Source organism: Lacticaseibacillus porcinae, assembly GCF_003946305.1.
In the GTDB taxonomy this organism is placed as follows: Bacteria; Bacillota; Bacilli; order Lactobacillales; family Lactobacillaceae; genus Lacticaseibacillus; species Lacticaseibacillus porcinae.
This window is the reverse complement of record NZ_RHNS01000011.1, coordinates 53,466-69,306: the sequence shown is the minus strand read 5'-3', so window position 1 is coordinate 69,306 and position 15,841 is coordinate 53,466. Positions and strand designations below refer to the sequence as shown.

Annotated in this window: 16 protein-coding genes and 1 other RNA gene; 10 read left to right on the top strand and 7 right to left on the bottom strand. The window is 47.0% G+C overall.

The annotated features are described in order from the left end of the window. Positions 1-121: 121 nt before the first annotated feature. From EKM92_RS09500 to EKM92_RS09455, 10 genes are all read left to right on the top strand, one after another. A complete protein-coding gene (locus EKM92_RS09500; RefSeq protein ID WP_125710196.1) occupies positions 122-1,237 on the top strand; it encodes a C40 family peptidase in 1,116 nt (371 codons plus the stop codon). Between the two features lie 88 nt (positions 1,238-1,325). Next, positions 1,326-1,682, top strand: coding sequence for a hypothetical protein (locus EKM92_RS09495; RefSeq protein ID WP_125710194.1), 357 nt, complete (start codon positions 1,326-1,328; stop codon positions 1,680-1,682). After that, complete coding sequence (locus EKM92_RS09490; protein WP_125710192.1) at positions 1,672-2,244, top strand: guanylate kinase; 573 nt, start codon at positions 1,672-1,674, stop codon at positions 2,242-2,244. The genes EKM92_RS09495 and EKM92_RS09490 overlap by 11 nt, the downstream gene beginning before the upstream one ends. 59 nt (positions 2,245-2,303) lie before the next feature. Next, positions 2,304-2,738, top strand: a complete 435-nt coding sequence (locus tag EKM92_RS09485) for a Fur family transcriptional regulator (RefSeq protein ID WP_125710190.1) — start codon at positions 2,304-2,306, stop codon at positions 2,736-2,738. Between the two features lie 993 nt (positions 2,739-3,731). Further along, on the top strand, positions 3,732-4,211 hold the full coding sequence (locus tag EKM92_RS09480; protein WP_125710188.1) for a hypothetical protein: 480 nt from the start codon (positions 3,732-3,734) through the stop codon (positions 4,209-4,211). 9 nt (positions 4,212-4,220) lie between these two features. Further along, positions 4,221-5,039, top strand: a complete 819-nt coding sequence (locus tag EKM92_RS09475; protein WP_125710186.1) for a DUF6681 family protein — start codon at positions 4,221-4,223, stop codon at positions 5,037-5,039. A 115-nt stretch (positions 5,040-5,154) separates the two neighbouring features. Continuing rightward, positions 5,155-5,892: an amino acid ABC transporter ATP-binding protein gene (locus EKM92_RS09470; RefSeq protein WP_125710184.1), complete on the top strand. Its 738-nt coding sequence runs from the start codon at positions 5,155-5,157 to the stop codon at positions 5,890-5,892. An 11-nt stretch (positions 5,893-5,903) separates the two neighbouring features. After that, on the top strand, positions 5,904-6,722 hold the full coding sequence (locus EKM92_RS09465) for a transporter substrate-binding domain-containing protein (RefSeq protein WP_125710182.1): 819 nt from the start codon (positions 5,904-5,906) through the stop codon (positions 6,720-6,722). Continuing rightward, complete coding sequence (locus EKM92_RS09460) at positions 6,722-7,366, top strand: amino acid ABC transporter permease (RefSeq protein ID WP_125710180.1); 645 nt, start codon at positions 6,722-6,724, stop codon at positions 7,364-7,366. Before EKM92_RS09465 ends, EKM92_RS09460 begins: the two co-directional genes overlap by 1 nt. Before the next feature lie 13 nt (positions 7,367-7,379). Beyond that, entirely contained in the window at positions 7,380-8,045 is a 666-nt protein-coding gene (locus EKM92_RS09455; protein ID WP_125710178.1) for an amino acid ABC transporter permease, read from the top strand. 602 nt (positions 8,046-8,647) lie between these two features. On the opposite strand, the gene yaaA is transcribed toward EKM92_RS09455, so the two are convergent. From yaaA to EKM92_RS09420, 7 genes are all read right to left on the bottom strand, one after another. Further along, entirely contained in the window at positions 8,648-9,394 is a 747-nt protein-coding gene (gene yaaA, locus EKM92_RS09450; protein WP_125710176.1) for a peroxide stress protein YaaA, read from the bottom strand. Between the two features lie 48 nt (positions 9,395-9,442). After that, a complete protein-coding gene (locus EKM92_RS09445) occupies positions 9,443-10,912 on the bottom strand; it encodes a sensor histidine kinase (protein WP_125710174.1) in 1,470 nt (489 codons plus the stop codon). After that, positions 10,909-11,637, bottom strand: coding sequence for a response regulator transcription factor (locus tag EKM92_RS09440; RefSeq protein WP_125710172.1), 729 nt, complete (start codon positions 11,635-11,637; stop codon positions 10,909-10,911). Before EKM92_RS09440 ends, EKM92_RS09445 begins: the two co-directional genes overlap by 4 nt. A 225-nt stretch (positions 11,638-11,862) precedes the next feature. After that, positions 11,863-12,297 carry an ACT domain-containing protein gene (locus EKM92_RS09435; RefSeq protein ID WP_125710170.1) on the bottom strand — a complete coding sequence of 145 codons (435 nt, stop codon included), beginning with the start codon at positions 12,295-12,297 and terminating at the stop codon, positions 11,863-11,865. Positions 12,298-12,455: 158 nt separating this feature from the next. Continuing rightward, positions 12,456-12,820, bottom strand: a transfer-messenger RNA (tmRNA) gene (gene ssrA, locus EKM92_RS09430). A 467-nt stretch (positions 12,821-13,287) separates the two neighbouring features. Beyond that, a complete protein-coding gene (locus EKM92_RS09425; protein WP_125710168.1) occupies positions 13,288-14,598 on the bottom strand; it encodes an amino acid kinase family protein in 1,311 nt (436 codons plus the stop codon). Next, the gene (locus EKM92_RS09420) at positions 14,582-15,706 is read right to left on the bottom strand and encodes a homoserine dehydrogenase (RefSeq protein ID WP_164509960.1); all 1,125 of its coding nucleotides are present in this window, start codon (positions 15,704-15,706) and stop codon (positions 14,582-14,584) included. Before EKM92_RS09420 ends, EKM92_RS09425 begins: the two co-directional genes overlap by 17 nt. Positions 15,707-15,841 lie beyond the last annotated feature (135 nt).

The window sequence follows — 15,841 nt, the reverse complement described above, 5'->3', positions numbered from 1 at the left end:
TTCTCGATCGCTTTTTTGTTTTGTATCGATAACGCATTCAACCGTTAACTGTGACGACATGTTTCTGTAACACTGGTTTGTTACACTATTCTCGACAATTGCTTAGAGGAGCGAATAATTCATGACATCGATCAAAACTGTAACCGCAATCGCATTTGCAACTATTTTGACCACCATCGGGGTAGGGGCACACACTGTGAATGCCGCAGAAAGTACTGCGAGCTTGCAAGCCCAATTGCAACAAGCCCAAAACAGCGTCGCCAAATTGAACGAACAAGCATCAGCAAAAGCTGTTGAGATCCAAAATGCCCAAGCAAACATCAAAGATGCAACGGCGAAGATCAATACATATGAAGTGAAAATCACCAAAGCCCAAGCTGAATTGACGAAGCGCACAGCAAACATGAAGGCGCAATTGCGTTCTTTACAAAAAGAAGCTGGTAACTCTGTCACTGGTAACGTTTATTTCGACTTTATCTTAAATGCCAAGAATTTAGATGATGCTGTTTCTCGCTCCTTTACTGTCGGGAAGCTCAACGAGGCGAACCAACAAGCTTTAGCAGATGTCCAATCTGCGAACAAAGATTTGGCCGATGCTAAGCAACAAGCAGTTGATAACAAAGCAACCTTAGTGGCAAACGAAGCCAAACTTGAAAAAGATCGCGACTCCTTAAAGACTCTGTCTGCACAAGCTTCTGCCAAACAAGCCGATCTCCAAAAGAAAATCAATGATAACCAAGCAGCTTACAAAGCCCTTCAAGGCGACGTTGCGAAAGCCAACACCCAAGCAAAAGCGGCAGCGACACCAGTACAAGCTTCTAAGTCTGCTATTCAAGCCGCAACTGTAACGGCTAAAGCTGCTCAGCCTGCTACTAACGCCGGGACTGGTCACTTGTCTGGCATCGCCGGCATCGCCCAACGTTACATCGGCGTGCCTTATGTCTGGGGTGGCGCAAGTCCTTCAGGCTTTGACTGCTCTGGCTTAGTGATGTATGCTGCGTCACAAATCGGCGTCAGCTTACCACATAGCTCTGAAACCCAATCCACCATGGGGACTTCAGTTTCCATGTCCGCCTTACAAACTGGCGACTTGCTGTTCTGGGGTGGCGTTGGTTCTGCTTATCACGTGGCCATTTACATCGGTGGCGGCCGTTACATTCACGCCCCACAACCTGGTCAAAACGTGACGGTTCAAAGCATCAGTGCTTGGTCACCAAGCTTTGCCCGTCGCCTGTAATCAATTGTCGATTCAACCGCGGGAAACCGCGGTTTTTTTAAACCCATTATTTGATATAATGAAATAAAAGAGAAAAGAGGCGTTTGCGATGCAATATGGGATCATTGGGGCAAGTTATCAACAAGGAACTTTAGCGGTGTTTCATGCCGGCATCGATGAAGAACCATTGCCTGATTTATTATCAGCAACTCAAAAGGCATTGCGCCTTTTAGTGTCGGAACTTGCAGTGAGTGATCTGCAAGATATTCATCAACTTCACGATGCGATCGTCGACTTTTTACAAAATGGTAGTACTGACGTTCAAGCGTTGGATGATGCGACTGATGATACATTGACGTTCGGGGAATTCGGGGATGACCATTTCGTGTTTAATGTGATGGATGCAACCGAACAATTTCAATTGCACATTGAAGTGACACCGATCGGAGGACCTCATGGCGCATAGGTTGATCGTGATCACTGGGGCGACTGGTACTGGCAAAACCACCGTCAGTCGCTATTTGACCCAAACCTACAATATTCAACGGGTGATGACGCATACCACCAGGCCCAAGCGCTACAATGAAGTCGAAGGTATCGATTACGCCTTCGAAACGCCTGCAAGTTTTGATCATAATCATTACATCGAAGACGTGACTTATGCTGGCTTTCGTTATGGCAGTTCTTATGAATCCTTGTATGCCGCTTGGGACAAACATAATTTTGCCAGCATCGTCTTGGATACCAAAGGCGCGATCACTTATGCGCAAAAGCTCGGTCCCGCGGTTAAAACGCTTTTTTTAACCATCGATGATCCCGCAATTTTAGAATCGCGATTGCTGGAACGCGGCGATGATCCGAAAATGGTGGCTGCGCGCCTTGCCAGTCCTGAATATCAACGCGACTTGGTGTTACCTGCTGAATTAAAAGCGAGTGCCACCGTGATCGCTAACGATGACTGGACGCAAGCGCAGCAACAAATCGATCAATTCATGAAACAATTAGCCAAAGAGGTTGCTGGTTTTTAGTTAGTAACTGTGTTAATATGAGTTAATCGTAATGGATCTAAGCGAAAGGATGGAAGCCGATGTCAAAAGCTGCGATCGCCATTGAGCGAATGAAACAAAGTGGGATGCGCGTCACCAAACAACGCCGCGATTTAGTGGCGTATTTGGAGCGCCATGCTGATAGTTATGTGACGGTCACTAGCCTTGATGCTTACATGCGCAGTCAATATCCTGGCCTTTCGCATGATACCATTTATCGCAACGTCAAAGCCTTTGAAGAACTCGGCATCCTTGAACACGAAGTCCAAGATGAACAAGCTATTGTCAAAATGCAATGTGATTATCAACATCCGCATCACCATCACTTCATCTGCACCAACTGTCATCGCGCGCAAGAATTACAAATGTGTCCTTTAGGGTTCTTTGAAGCCCAAGTCCCAGGGGCTAAAATTGCCAGTCATAACTTTGAATTGTATGGGTTATGTGCTGACTGTGCCAAAAAACTGGCCAAATAAAGTAGCGGTCGCGTCAATACGCGGCCGTTTTGTGTATTGCTGAAAGGTGGCGGCGATGCATATCGAGAATGGGGCCGAGACATAAATGAAGCTTGATACTTCTGATGCAAATGATGTCCGGCATCGATAGTATTTCATGCCGCCCTCAGGCGACAGTGGTCTAGCTTCGTTTCGGAACTGAAATCATCTCTCGTGGCATGCCTTTCCGGCGTAGAGATCGGCAAAAAGCGCCGATGCTCTTTCACCTAAATTCAAAGCCGAAACCCGCGTCTTTGAATTTGCCTGAAATATTAACGGAGCCAGAAAACCACTGTCTCCGTTAATATTTCTGCCACGTTCGATGCTTTCAGTTCCTCCACTACGCTAGCCCACTGTCACCTGATGGCTACGAACCACGTTATTTCTACGTTGATCTCATGTTTGGTCATGTGAATGACGTCGCAACATCAGCGTAGTTGATTTGTAAACTAGCAAAACAACGTAGAAAATCTGTGGGTGGAGATGATTTGGCAAAATGGAGGTGAATGGGACAATTGCCTGTGGCAGTGAAATCAAGGATGACACCGATCTTTGGTGGCATTCGCAGATTTCACCGGTAAAAATTGAAACGGAGTGCTCTTCTCCGGTTCAATTTTTAGTCGCAAGAACATCGGCGGGCTTTGCCGATTTCTGCAGACGGCCGCACCGGCAACTTGTCCCATTCATCGCAGTGACGCCAAATCATCGGAGCCCACAGATTTTCGTGCCGGAGGCAGGTTGGTATAGCTAACTGAAAAATCAAATTCACACTGACAATGCCAGACATCATCAAAACGAGATTGAGACGAATGATGTCTCGGCTGAGGACCCTCAATCGACGTCGATGAGCCGGCGGGCGTCGCCACTTCAAATCACCCCTGACAAAAACTGGTGTATCTTTGCATATCTTTAAAGGTGTCAGCGAGTGGTTTGCGGTACAATCAAGGCAGTAGTTTTTTGAAAGGAGTCCGATCAATGGCTTACCGGACAGCGCCGCTACTTTCACCAGCGGCAATCGTATCAATTATCATTTTAGTCAGCGGGTTCAATGTCATTAACACGACGGTCAACCCGAGTGCCAAACCAAAATCTGCAGCGTCTCAATCGGTGTTGGTTTCCAAGCAAAAAGCCGCGACTGCTAGCACCTCAAGTTCTGACAAACCAAGCAAGCCGTCAGCGTCATCGAGTTCTGCCGCCAAACCTAGCGAGACGAGTTCGTCAGATGATCAACAAAACAACCAACCACAAACTGATGCGTCGAGTTCGTCAAGTGACAACACCACGGATAATACCCAAGGTGGTACGGATAATAACACCGATCACACCAGTGCCTCGTCGAGCTCTGCTACGGCGTCTAGTTCATCTAGTGATAAAACCACGACTGGCAATACCACCACTGGCGGCACCACTGGCGATACCACTAACAGCAGTTCAACGACCACAACAACTAACTAGGAGGTTGACATGTTAACAGCATTAGATATTCTCAACCGCCTGTTGAGTTATTTCAATATTCAAGATAAAGCCAAAGGCAAGGCCTTTACTGTCGTCGCGTTTATTGCAAACTTTTACTTGTTGTACACTGCGATCCAAGGGCTGCGTTATCCTGGATATCGCCTGCAAGGTTTCTTGTTTTTAGTCGGGTTCTTACTATTGGAATACTTCATTGTCCTCAACGCCTTTTACTATTACACCGACAAGCAATTGAAGTATGATATTTCACCAAAAGTGGAAAAACTTCTCGGCGGCAATCAAGCGCAACTCAAAGCAGCCGAATCGAAGTTGACGAAAAATACAATGTCGGGTCCTGCTAGTGGCTTGTTTAAAGAAGAAAACATTTTGCCAACGGCCATTGATGTGTCGCCTGCACAACAACGCAACCTTGACGACTTGGTGAAACATTTACAAGAAAATGGACATTTAGCCGCAAACTATTCAGGCTTAGACGATCACGCCATCATGCGTGTCGCCTCGAAAAGTCATCAACCAGTGTATGCGATCGGGAATATGGTGGAATTGCCATTTTTCAAAGTGGTACCAGAAGCTGGCGGTGTGACTGTTGTCGGTGGCGTTAATGCATTGAATGTACAACCGTTGGCGCGGATCGTGTCAGTGGGATTGTTACCAGTCAAAGAAGCGCAAAAGCAGTATAAATTAGCGGCTGCTCATGTATATTTAACCGGTGGCCAAAGCAAGTTGATGGGTCGGCGAAGCTTGATCACCAAGGAAGAACCGTATAGCCTGACGGTTCAGTTGGCCTATACCTTACGTGACAATTCTTAAGTCTGAGGATTTTTTCTGGAATTGATGAATGAAATATGATAAAATATTAATAATCACATAAGGACGCCATTGTGCGTCCTTTCTTGTTCTTACACGAAAAAAGGAGGGATCAACCATGTCGATGATCGAATTCCACGATGTCGAGAAGTATTATGGTAAGTTCCATGCGTTAAAAGATATCAACCTCACTGTTGATCGTGGTGAAGTCGTCACCATTATCGGACCATCTGGTTCTGGGAAAAGTACGCTGCTGCGCACGATCAACGGTTTGGAGCGGGTCCAGTCCGGCCAATTGATCGTTAATGATTTTGATTTAGCAGATAAAAAAACCGATATGAATAAGATCCGCAAAAATGTCGGCATGGTGTTCCAGCATTTTAATTTATATGCCAACAAAACGGTCATGCAAAATATTTGCCTTGGCCCGACCCTAGTGCTGAAGCGCAACAAAGACGAAGTGCATGAAGAAGCGCTGGCTTTGCTTGATCAAGTCGGGTTGCGGGATAAAGCAGATTCTTATCCTTCGGCGTTATCCGGTGGGCAAAAACAACGGATCGCCATTGCGCGATCATTGGCGATGAAGCCTAAAGCCTTGTTATTTGATGAACCAACGTCAGCGCTTGATCCAGAAACCATCGGCGATGTCCTTGACGTCATGAAAACCATTGCCGAAGGTGGGATGACAATGGTCGTGGTCACCCATGAAATGGGCTTTGCCCGGCATGTCGGTAATCGGATCGTGTTTATGGCAGACGGTCAGATCTTGGAAGATGCCTCAGATGTTGGCGGCTTTTTCGATCATCCTAAAGAACCGCGCGCCCAGGAGTTCTTGTCAAAGATCATCAACCACTAAGGAGGCGCAGTATGAAAAAGTTACATCATCTGATCGCCTTAATTGGATTGTTAAGTGTGTTGTTGATAGCTGGGTGCGGCAAGTCGATCGCGTCACAAGACGTGTTGCAACACGCCAAGCAAACTAACACCATTGTTTGGGGCGTTAAAGCTGATACTCGCCTGTTTGGGTTGATGAACACCAAATCTGGGAACATCGAAGGCTTTGATATCGACATGGCCAAAGCCATCACCAAACAGATCCTTGGTCCCAAAGGTAAAGCGGAACTGGTGCAAGTCACCTCTGATACGCGGGTGCCGATGATCAAAGGTGGGAACATTGATGCCATCATCGCCACCATGACCATTACGCCAGATCGTGAGAAAGTCTTGAACTTTACGCAATCCTATTTTGCTGCAGGGCAATCGTTGTTAGTGAAGAAAGGCTCGCCGATCCACTCGGTCAAAGATCTGAAAAAAGGCGACAAAGTGATCGGGGTGCAAGGCTCAACGTCTGTCGACAACATTCAAAAAGCCGCGCCGCAAGCCACAGTTTTACAATTATCTGACTATGCGCAAGCGTTCACTGCCCTGAAGTCTGGCCAAGGGGTGGCGGTGACCACAGATAACGGGATCCTTTATGGGATGTCCAAACAAGATCCTAACTATGTCGTCGTTGGTGGGGCCTTCACCAAAGAACCTTATGGCATTGCATTGAACAAAGGCCAAACCAACATGACCAACGCGATGAACAAAGCCATTAACACCTTACGGAAAAATGGCACTTATGAAAAGCTGATCAACAAATGGTTCGGCGATATTCCAGGCTTTGATATCAAGGAGGTGGAATAATGCTCAATATTTTAGTGAACAATTTTCCTGAATTGATGTCAGGACTCGGCTACACGTTGATGAGTTCGTTGATCGCCTTAGTTGGCAGTTTGATCATTGGGACAGCCTTTGCGTTAATGGAAATTTCCACCCATCGCTGGTTGTCGGTGATCGGCAACGTCTATGTCGAAGTTGTGCGTAATATTCCATTGTTGGTCATCACCATGGCCTTTTACGTGATCGTGCCGCAATATATCGCCCAAATTGACGGTTTCACTGCAGGGACCATCGGCTTGACGATTTACACCAGTGCCTTTATCGCTGAAACGGTCCGCGCTGGGATCCAATCAGTCGCCGTCGGTCAAATGGAAGGCGCGCGGTCTGTGGGGATGACTTACACCCAAGCGATGATTCAAATCATTTTCCCGCAAGCCTTTAAGATCGTGATCCCACCGCTTGGCAACCAATTCATTAACTTGGTGAAAAACTCGTCGATTTTAGCCTTTGTTGCCGGGTTTGATTTGATGTATCAAGGCAAGATCATTGCCAATGCGACGTTTAACACCTTTGATACTTACTTAGCCGTTGGGGTGTTGTACTTGATTTTAACGATGCCGTTGTCTTATTTCATGCGCTACTTAGAGAAAAAATGGGCAGTTGCCTAAAGGAGGCTAAATCATGCAAAACTTTATTGATGCGTATTCACAAGTCAATCTCGCGTATTTGCTGCAAGGCCTCGGGGTGACGTTGGAAGTCAGCTTAGTTTCCATCGCCTTTAGTTTCTTGATCGGAACGCTACTTGGTGTGGCGCGGTATGTGAATATCAAGATCTTCTCGCCGATCGTGGGGTTTATTATTGATTTGATCCGGAACTTACCGTTGCTGTTGATTTTATTCTTCACTTACTTCGCTCTTCCGAATATCGGGTTGCGTTTGCCAGTGATCCCAGCGTCGATCGTGGCGATGACAGTGTTTGAATCGGCGATGTTAGCAGAAATTGTCCGTTCTGGGATCAATGCGGTGCCAGTCGGGCAAATGGAAGCTTCACGGTCTAATGGATTGACCTACACGCAAGCGATGGTGCATATCATTTTGCCACAAGCATTTAAGGCGATGATCCCACCGATCGTGTCGCAGTTCATTTCGTTAGTCAAAGATACCAGCTTGGCGACGATCATTTTGTTGCCAGAGTTGACTTATCACTCCCAAATCATTTACGGGCAAAACTCTAACTACATGATCCCGATGTTTGTGGCGTTGGCGGTATTATACTTTGTCGTCAACTACGCATTGTCGTTGATCTCCAGATTAATTTCGCGGCGTTTGTCTTCAGGCGTGCGGTAATGGAAAGCCGGCTAGGTGCCGGCTTTTTTAGTCGCTTCAAAAATGATTTTATAAAAATTGGTCTACTTTATGAAAATGAAGAAAAACCTGATTAAATCAAAGACTAAGCCTTCTTTGAAAATTTTTTCGACCAATTGGTTGCAATTAATTTAAACCCGTGATACGATCACGGTGAATTCCGCGAAGATCAAAGTAGTTGAGACTCGAGCTTGGCTTGCAGTCTTTGACCTTCATTGGTATGCTCGCCTTGGCTGCTGGTGACAGTAGTCAAAGTCCTACTACCCAGAGTGCGCATGACGAAACCGCGAATCGCGCTACGGTAACACAGGGTAAGTGAGCAACATGTGGGAGTCCGCCCACAGGCTTGGATAATATTTGGTAGCCATCCAAGTTCGCGCAGCAGGAGAACTTTTCCTGACTGATCCGGCGGGGAACGAAATCCCCGATACAATACCGCACCACCCTAATGCGTGTTTAATGCGCGCTGAAGGATCAAAGTAGACAAGTTTGGAACCACGGGCCAGTTTTGAAATTGCTGGGCCGTGGTTTTCGTGCGCGCAAAAAAATCGGCGTCTCGATAGTGTCGAGATGCCGATTCGTGGTTAGTCGTGATATTCAAATACCATTTGCTTCTTTGTTGAGCGAGCAGGGGCATAGGTGTAATGGGGATGATCAAATTGTTTAAGTTGTTCAGGGGTTGTGAGATCGTTCATTGCAGCATACCGCACCATTGCACCGCGAGCAATTTTTGCTTGGGTGGCACGGGTTTTGAACCTACCGTCGATCACGCGACCAAACACCACGTCGATCATCTTGTCATCAGCTTTGAGGTAAGGGCGGATCGCTTTGGCATATTCAACGCTTGCTAAGTTGATCACTGGGCCATTGCTGAAATCGAGTTGTTCATACAACCGCGCACTCCAATAGTCATAGAGGTTCTTGGAGCTCCCCACGCGCAAGCGACTGCCAAGTTCTAAGCGATATGGGACGATCCCGTCAAAAGGGCGCAATGCCCCGTAAAATCCTGACAAGATTCGCAAATGTGCTTGAATATATTGCAAGGCGGATTCGGTGAACAAATCAGGTGCCATCGATTGGTATTGAATGCCGACAAAGGCAATGATCGCAGGGGTCAGCGGACCGTTTAAGTTGAGCTGCGCAAGTTGTTGTTCACTGGCTGCGGCGAGTTTATCGCTGCATTGCCAAAGTTTTTGGCGTTGTGCAGGGGTCAACGCGCGCAGTGCGCCGAGAATTTCAGTCGTTTGCGTCAAGTTCGCCGGCAGCGACTCTGGTGCGAACGTATCGACATCAACTTGCATTTTCTTAGCTGGGGCGATAATGAATTGCATAAATACCTCCGTAAAAAATCCTGTCGTATCGAGACGACAGGACATCAATTATTTGGTATGGGTGATCGGCGCTTGCTTTGGTGCCGTTTCTTCGTCTGGGAAGGTCAACGCAAAGGTGGTACCTTTACCAAGTTCTGAGGTGACTTTGATGGTGCCGCCATGGACGGTGACCAGTTGATGAACGATCGCTAGGCCTAAACCAGATTCCCCATATTTGGTGTTTTTACGCGATGGGTCAGCTTTGTAGTAGCGTTCCCAAATGTTTTTGACTTGATCGGCGCTCATCCCGATTCCAGTGTCACTGACTGATAACTCGGTTTGATGATAACCAGTTTTGGCAGATAAGGTGATGGTGCCGTTTTGGGTGAACTGGATCGCATTTTGGGTGATGTTAAACATCACTTGGACGAAGCGATCGTGATCGGCGAATACTTCCACGTCGTCATCTGCTTGGATCACCAGCTTGTCGCCAGCGTCATCAGCTTTTTTCTGAAGCTGGGTGACAATGTCATGCATCGCTTCAGTGGCATTGAAGGTTTGTTTTTGGAGCATGATTTGATTGGTGCGGATCTTTTCGTAGTCCAAATTCTCATTGACTAAGCGGATCAAACGCTTGGTTTCTTTTTGCATGAGGGCGATCGAGTCGCCTTTGGATTCTTCTGGGATCGCATCATAGGCTAAGCCTTCAAGCAATCCGTTGATCGTCGTCAAAGGCGTCCGCATTTCATGGGCAGCGTCGGCCATGAATTGCCGACGGCGTTCTTCTTGGCGGTGGATTTCTGCTTGCGAATCGCGCAACGAGCCGACCATGTCTTGAAAGTCATCAGCTAAAGCCGCGACTTCATCGTGGCCTTTCTTATCAAAGGTCACTTCCACATCATAATCACCTTCAGCAACTTGGTGGGTCGCTTGACGCAAACGGTTGATGCGGTTGACTTGAAAGCGTGCCAAGAAGTAACTGACGATGATTGCGACTAACAGCGACAGCAAAAAGGCGACCACTAAGTTCTTTTCAGTTTGTTGAATCGACGACTGAATGTTTTCCACTGGGGCAAACGCCGCGATCACAAACAACAACTTCTGACTCAAAAATACCGGTTTGTAGTAAATTGTCATGCGCTGTTGTTTCCCGTTTTGCGGGTTTGTTGCCAATTCAGGTAACGCCACGGTGTTGCCTTTTTTCAATTGCTTCCAGTATTTAGAGGCGATCGCTTGGGCAGCACCACCGCCACCTGGTAAGTTCGGGTAGCGGGCGTTGTTGGTGGCGTCGTAGATCATGAAGTGGACATTTTGTTTGGCGAGGATCGCTTCTGAGTTTTGAATGAATTGGCTGTTGATCAAATAAGTATTTTGATCGACGGCGCGATCTTTCAACACGTCAGTATATTGTTCCAATTGATCAAAGCTATTTTGCCATACGGTATTGGTGGTGCTACGGATAAACAATACCGACACAATGGTCAGCGTCACGGCGATCACGCCGAAAAACGCCAACATTTGTTGATAAAGGAGTTTCATTTAGTATCCAATCCTGTGTCATCAAATTTGTAGCCAACGCCCCAAACCGTTTGAATGATCTGCGGACCGACTTTTTCGATTTTTTGACGGAGTTTTTTGATGTGGGCATCGACAGTGCGTTCATCGCCGTAATATTCATAATCCCACACCAACTGCAACAATTGCTCACGGGAGAAGACTTGCTTCGGGTTTTGCGCCAAGGTGTGCAACAAGTCAAATTCCTTAGGGGTGAGGCCTTCAATTGCGACATCATCTAAGTAAGCTTCACGAGTCTTGGTGGACAACTTAAAGTGGCCAGTCACCACATCAAAGTCGTCGTTAGTTTGTGGCGCATCGTCATTCGCATCGACTGGTGCCGTTTCTGCGCGGCGGTGCAAGGCTTTGATCCGAGCCACCAAGGTGATCGGGGAGAAAGGCTTGGTGACATAATCGTCGGCACCAAGTTCTAAGCCTAACACTTGATCGCTTTCGGTGTCGCGCGCCGTCAACATGATCAATGGCACACTGGTGGAAATTTTGCGGATCTCTTGGGCGACTTGCATGCCGTCCATTTTTGGTAAGTTCAAGTCCAAGGTAATGATGTCAAAATCGTCAGGCGCATTTTTGAACGCCTCTAACCCAGATTCACCATCATAAGCGTTGGTGACGTCCCATTGTTCTTTTTTAAAGAACATGTCCATCATCTGCGCAACACTTTCGTTATCTTCAATCATCAGAATTTTCATTTTTATCATCCTCGCATTTTGACTAATACAACGAGTTTATCAGCCGTGGCATAAAAACAGCTTAAACCCTGCGACCCTTGATTTCAGACTAGCACTCAGCACCTAGTTTGACAATGAACCAAAGTCGCAGGTTTTGTGAAGATTTGAGACAGATGAAACATATATGATTCTAGAAAGCACCAGTACGGAACCAAAAAGCCGGAGCATGCGACTCCGGCTTTGACTTTACTCCACTGAAATTAAATTAACGTCAGTGACCCCGTGTGATTGCTTCAAGGCGTTGACCAATTCATCTAGCGACCCAGTTAAATTGGAAATGTCAAACGACACCACCACACTGGCCCAATCGTGAATGGGGATGTTTTGGTTAATGGTGATGATCGACGCATTAGCATCTGACATCGTATTAAGGACTTCTGACAAGATCCCGCGCTTGTCGTTAAGCATTAACGACAAGACAGCTTTACGCTGAGAGATCCCAGAATCTGGTAAGAAGACATAATCTTTGTATTTATAATATGTGCCGCGGCTGATGCCGACTTTTTTGACGGCTTCAGACACTTGGCGGACCTGCCCGTTTTCAATCAAGGTCCGGGCTTCGATCACTTTGGCCACCACATCTGGCAAAATCGATCGGTCCACAATGTAATATTTATCCACACAGCAACCCCGCTTTCATATGGGCTAATTGTACCATGTTTCGTGAACAAGTGAACGCTAAAAGTAAGCGTTCACGCCAACTTCATCGAATCCTAATATTTTGGCAAAATAAAAAGCCTTCAACACCTGACGGCATCTTGGCTAGCAAACGGGATTTAAAATGGAGGTGAGGAGAATCGAACTCCTGTCCATCAGCCCCACTACACATGGCTCTACACGTTTAGTTCCACTATTTGAAATTCGCTCAACTGCCGCGCCGTGAATCAAGGCTAACGCAATTGAACTAACCTACTATCTCTTCCGTGCCCCTCAGGTGGCAGGACACGTCGTAGCTCAATTAGTTTGAGACCGCTAAGTAACCCTTGAGCGAAGCTACGGCGATCACGCTAAGCTGTTATTAGGCAGCTAAAGCGTAAGAATTGTTGTTTTTTGCAGTTAATAAACTGTATGCGTTTTTAACGGAGCCGACCCTCCGACGTGCACCACATGCGCGAGCCACCAATGTCGAGACCATTACACCCCCGTATGCTCTTACAGTTTAGCATTGGCACCGGTGTTTTGTCAAAAATGGTCAAGGCAAACAAACGTGAATTTTTGTGCAAATACACGTGACCGGGAATCTATTTTGAGCAAAAAAACACCTTCAAGCCGATGCGGTTTGAAGGCTTGAGTTTTGGGGTAGTTAGACCCGTGAATCGATACTACATTTTCTCTCTGAAGGTAGTATTTCATAAATAAGTGAACCGTGACAAGACTTAAATGCTTAATCATGGGTTACTGACGGTCGGCAACGGGAACTGGCTAGTTACCAGTCCAATAAAGTTGTCACACTTACATTTTCCCTCTCTGCTAGCTTAACCCCTGCTCAACTGGGTGCGGTCATTACTGCCATTATTGGTGGTGACGTTGCTTGGAAGAAAAGGCCGAAAGGTTAGCCATTAAGAAGATTCCACAGATCTGGCAAGCAAGGCAACTGCGGGGTCTTTTTAATTACGCCCCAAAATAAGGTTCCGGTGCGTTACGCGTATGCAAGAAATTCTGATAAATCGCATTCAGCGCCCGCGCATAATCATTGGTGGCGACCCCGATCAACAAGTTGGAATCTCCTGAGTTTTGCGAGACTAAGCGCACCGGAATGTTGTTGTCATCCAGATAAGCGAGGAGTCGTCCGGCAATGGCAGGGCGTTTAGCTAACCGTTGTGAAATCGTCGAGATCAAGGCAATGTTGGTTTGAATCGCTAAATCATCAGGGGCACAAGCACTGACTAAATCTTTAGCTAAACGTTGGCGTTTGGCGATATCGAGGGTGCCGTGGCAAATCAAATTTAAGGTATCGATCGACGTGGGCATATACACAACTTTTAATTGGTGGTCTGCCATCACGGATAACGCTTGTTGCACCACTTCAAGATGGGCGGCAAGTTGATATTTTTTCAAGGTGATGACGGTGTAATGCCGGCGACCAGCGATCCCAGTTAATGGGCCATCTAAGTTGCTAGCACGCACCACCAAAGTTCCTGAGTCTTGAGGCCGATTCGTGTTTAAGATCCGTGTGGGAATGCCTTTTGCGCGAACCGGTTGCACGGCATCTGCTTGAAACACTGCTGCTCCCATGAAGGTCAATTCACGCAATTCCGCGTAAGTCAGTTCATCGATAGCTTTTGGTTGATGAACAACCCGCGGATCTGCCATAAGGATCCCTGACACATCTGTCCAGTTCTCATATAAGTCGACATTCAATAAGTTCGCCAACCAAGCACCAGAAATATCAGAGCCACCACGCGGCATCAAATGAACACACCCGGTTTCATCACCGCCATAAAAACCTGGCAACACAAAATGTTCCGGGGCTTGGGCTAAGGCATGTGCAGAAGCGGTGGCATCAAATTGATCGCGATCAAACAACATCACCTTAGTGGCATCAAGCACTGGCCAGTTGAGATATTCGCCCATTAAATGCGCAGTCAGAAATTCTCCGCGACTGACTAAATAATCATGGTCGTGATGTGCATTCCACTCTTGTTGAATCTCAGCGACGGCTTGTTGTAAGTCAAATTGTAAATTTAAGGCGACTTTGATCGGTTCAAGCCGGGCGATGACTTGATCAAACAGCGCTTGATCATCAGAAGCGGCGATGCGCAACAATAAATCAGTGAGCTTCACTGGATGTTCAGGATCTTTCCCTGCGGCAGAAACCACAAGATACCGCCGATTGGGATCAGCATTAAGGATCGCTTTGACTTTTGCAAATTGTTCAGCGTTAGCCATTGAAGACCCACCAAATTTAGAAACTGTCGTCATTCACATTCACCTCCGAAGCCACGCGATAAGCGGCAGCTTGTGGATCTTGGGCTAAGCGCACGCTGATTTCTCCCGCCGTTGCGTGTTCAAGCGTTTGCCAACCATTGGCATCACGGAATAACCAAGTGCCGCGCATCAAGTCAGCGTCGTTGAATAAATCGCGATTAAAATGGCGACTTAAATGCGGGACATGTTGGTCGATATCTAATAAGTCTTGAATGATCGCATGTGCAGTAGGCAACTGTCCGGCACCTTGTCCGAAGAATTGTAATTCGCCAATGGTATTGCCGACTAAGCGGATCAAGTTGAAATTATCTGGGCAGTTGGCTTCTAAACTGTGCTTGGACACTAACGTTGGGGCGATCACTGCTGTAAAGCGGTGGTGATCGCGGCGACTGGAGCCGATCAAGCGAATCGCTAAGCCATGATCATCTGCCCATTGAATGTCCGCTGCAGATACGCGACGAATGCCGATGGTCGGTAATGCAAAATCTGGAGTTGCGTTGTAGGCGATGGCAGTGGAGATCCGTAATTTGTTGGCGACATCGATCCCATCGACATCAGCGGTGGGGTCTTTTTCCGCATAGCCTAATGCTTGTGCTTGGGCCAAAGCATCGGCGAAGTCCGCGCCAGTTTTGCTCATTTGATCGAGAATATAGTTGCTAGTGCCGTTAAAGATTCCGGAAATATGGGACACATCATCGACGCGGGCGGCATTTTCTAAGTTTTTCAACCAAGGAATACCACCGCCAGTCGTCGCTTCATAGTAGAAGTGGACGTGGTTAGCTTCTGCGGCTTCGTTAAATTCTCGCAAGTAGCGCGCCACCACGGCTTTATTGGCAGTAACGACGTGAAGGCCAGCGTTTAAGGCTTGCATGATATAAGTATGCGCCGGTTCGATCCCACCCATGGTTTCAACGACTGCATCTAAATCGGGATCTGCCAATATTGCATCAATATCGCTAGTGGCGCGGAGATCAACGGACACATCGGCAGGCCGAGTGAGCAAACGGGTGACGGTCAGCGTCTTGGTTTGGTTGATTTGTGAGTTGATGATTTTGTCGACGCCTGAGCCGATCGTGCCGTAGCCTAAAATTGCAATTTTCATGGCGATCCTCGATTTCTTGTGTTTTAAATCAATAAACACTTGTATTTGAATACTGAACAGATTATCATAACCAGTATGCCATTGCAAATGAAAACTTGGTTGACCTGAAAATTTTGCGTTCAACCGGAAAACGAG

Coding starts and splice junctions, on each gene's coding strand:
- EKM92_RS09500 (WP_125710196.1), top strand. CDS start 122: ATGACATCGATCAAAACTGTAACCGCAATCGCATTTGCAACTATTTTG.
- EKM92_RS09495 (WP_125710194.1), top strand. CDS start 1,326: ATGCAATATGGGATCATTGGGGCAAGTTATCAACAAGGAACTTTAGCG.
- EKM92_RS09490 (WP_125710192.1), top strand. CDS start 1,672: ATGGCGCATAGGTTGATCGTGATCACTGGGGCGACTGGTACTGGCAAA.
- EKM92_RS09485 (WP_125710190.1), top strand. CDS start 2,304: ATGTCAAAAGCTGCGATCGCCATTGAGCGAATGAAACAAAGTGGGATG.
- EKM92_RS09480 (WP_125710188.1), top strand. CDS start 3,732: ATGGCTTACCGGACAGCGCCGCTACTTTCACCAGCGGCAATCGTATCA.
- EKM92_RS09475 (WP_125710186.1), top strand. CDS start 4,221: ATGTTAACAGCATTAGATATTCTCAACCGCCTGTTGAGTTATTTCAAT.
- EKM92_RS09470 (WP_125710184.1), top strand. CDS start 5,155: ATGTCGATGATCGAATTCCACGATGTCGAGAAGTATTATGGTAAGTTC.
- EKM92_RS09465 (WP_125710182.1), top strand. CDS start 5,904: ATGAAAAAGTTACATCATCTGATCGCCTTAATTGGATTGTTAAGTGTG.
- EKM92_RS09460 (WP_125710180.1), top strand. CDS start 6,722: ATGCTCAATATTTTAGTGAACAATTTTCCTGAATTGATGTCAGGACTC.
- EKM92_RS09455 (WP_125710178.1), top strand. CDS start 7,380: ATGCAAAACTTTATTGATGCGTATTCACAAGTCAATCTCGCGTATTTG.
- yaaA (WP_125710176.1), bottom strand. CDS start 9,394: ATGCAATTCATTATCGCCCCAGCTAAGAAAATGCAAGTTGATGTCGAT.
- EKM92_RS09445 (WP_125710174.1), bottom strand. CDS start 10,912: ATGAAACTCCTTTATCAACAAATGTTGGCGTTTTTCGGCGTGATCGCC.
- EKM92_RS09440 (WP_125710172.1), bottom strand. CDS start 11,637: ATGAAAATTCTGATGATTGAAGATAACGAAAGTGTTGCGCAGATGATG.
- EKM92_RS09425 (WP_125710168.1), bottom strand. CDS start 14,598: ATGACGACAGTTTCTAAATTTGGTGGGTCTTCAATGGCTAACGCTGAA.
- EKM92_RS09420 (WP_164509960.1), bottom strand. CDS start 15,706: ATGAAAATTGCAATTTTAGGCTACGGCACGATCGGCTCAGGCGTCGAC.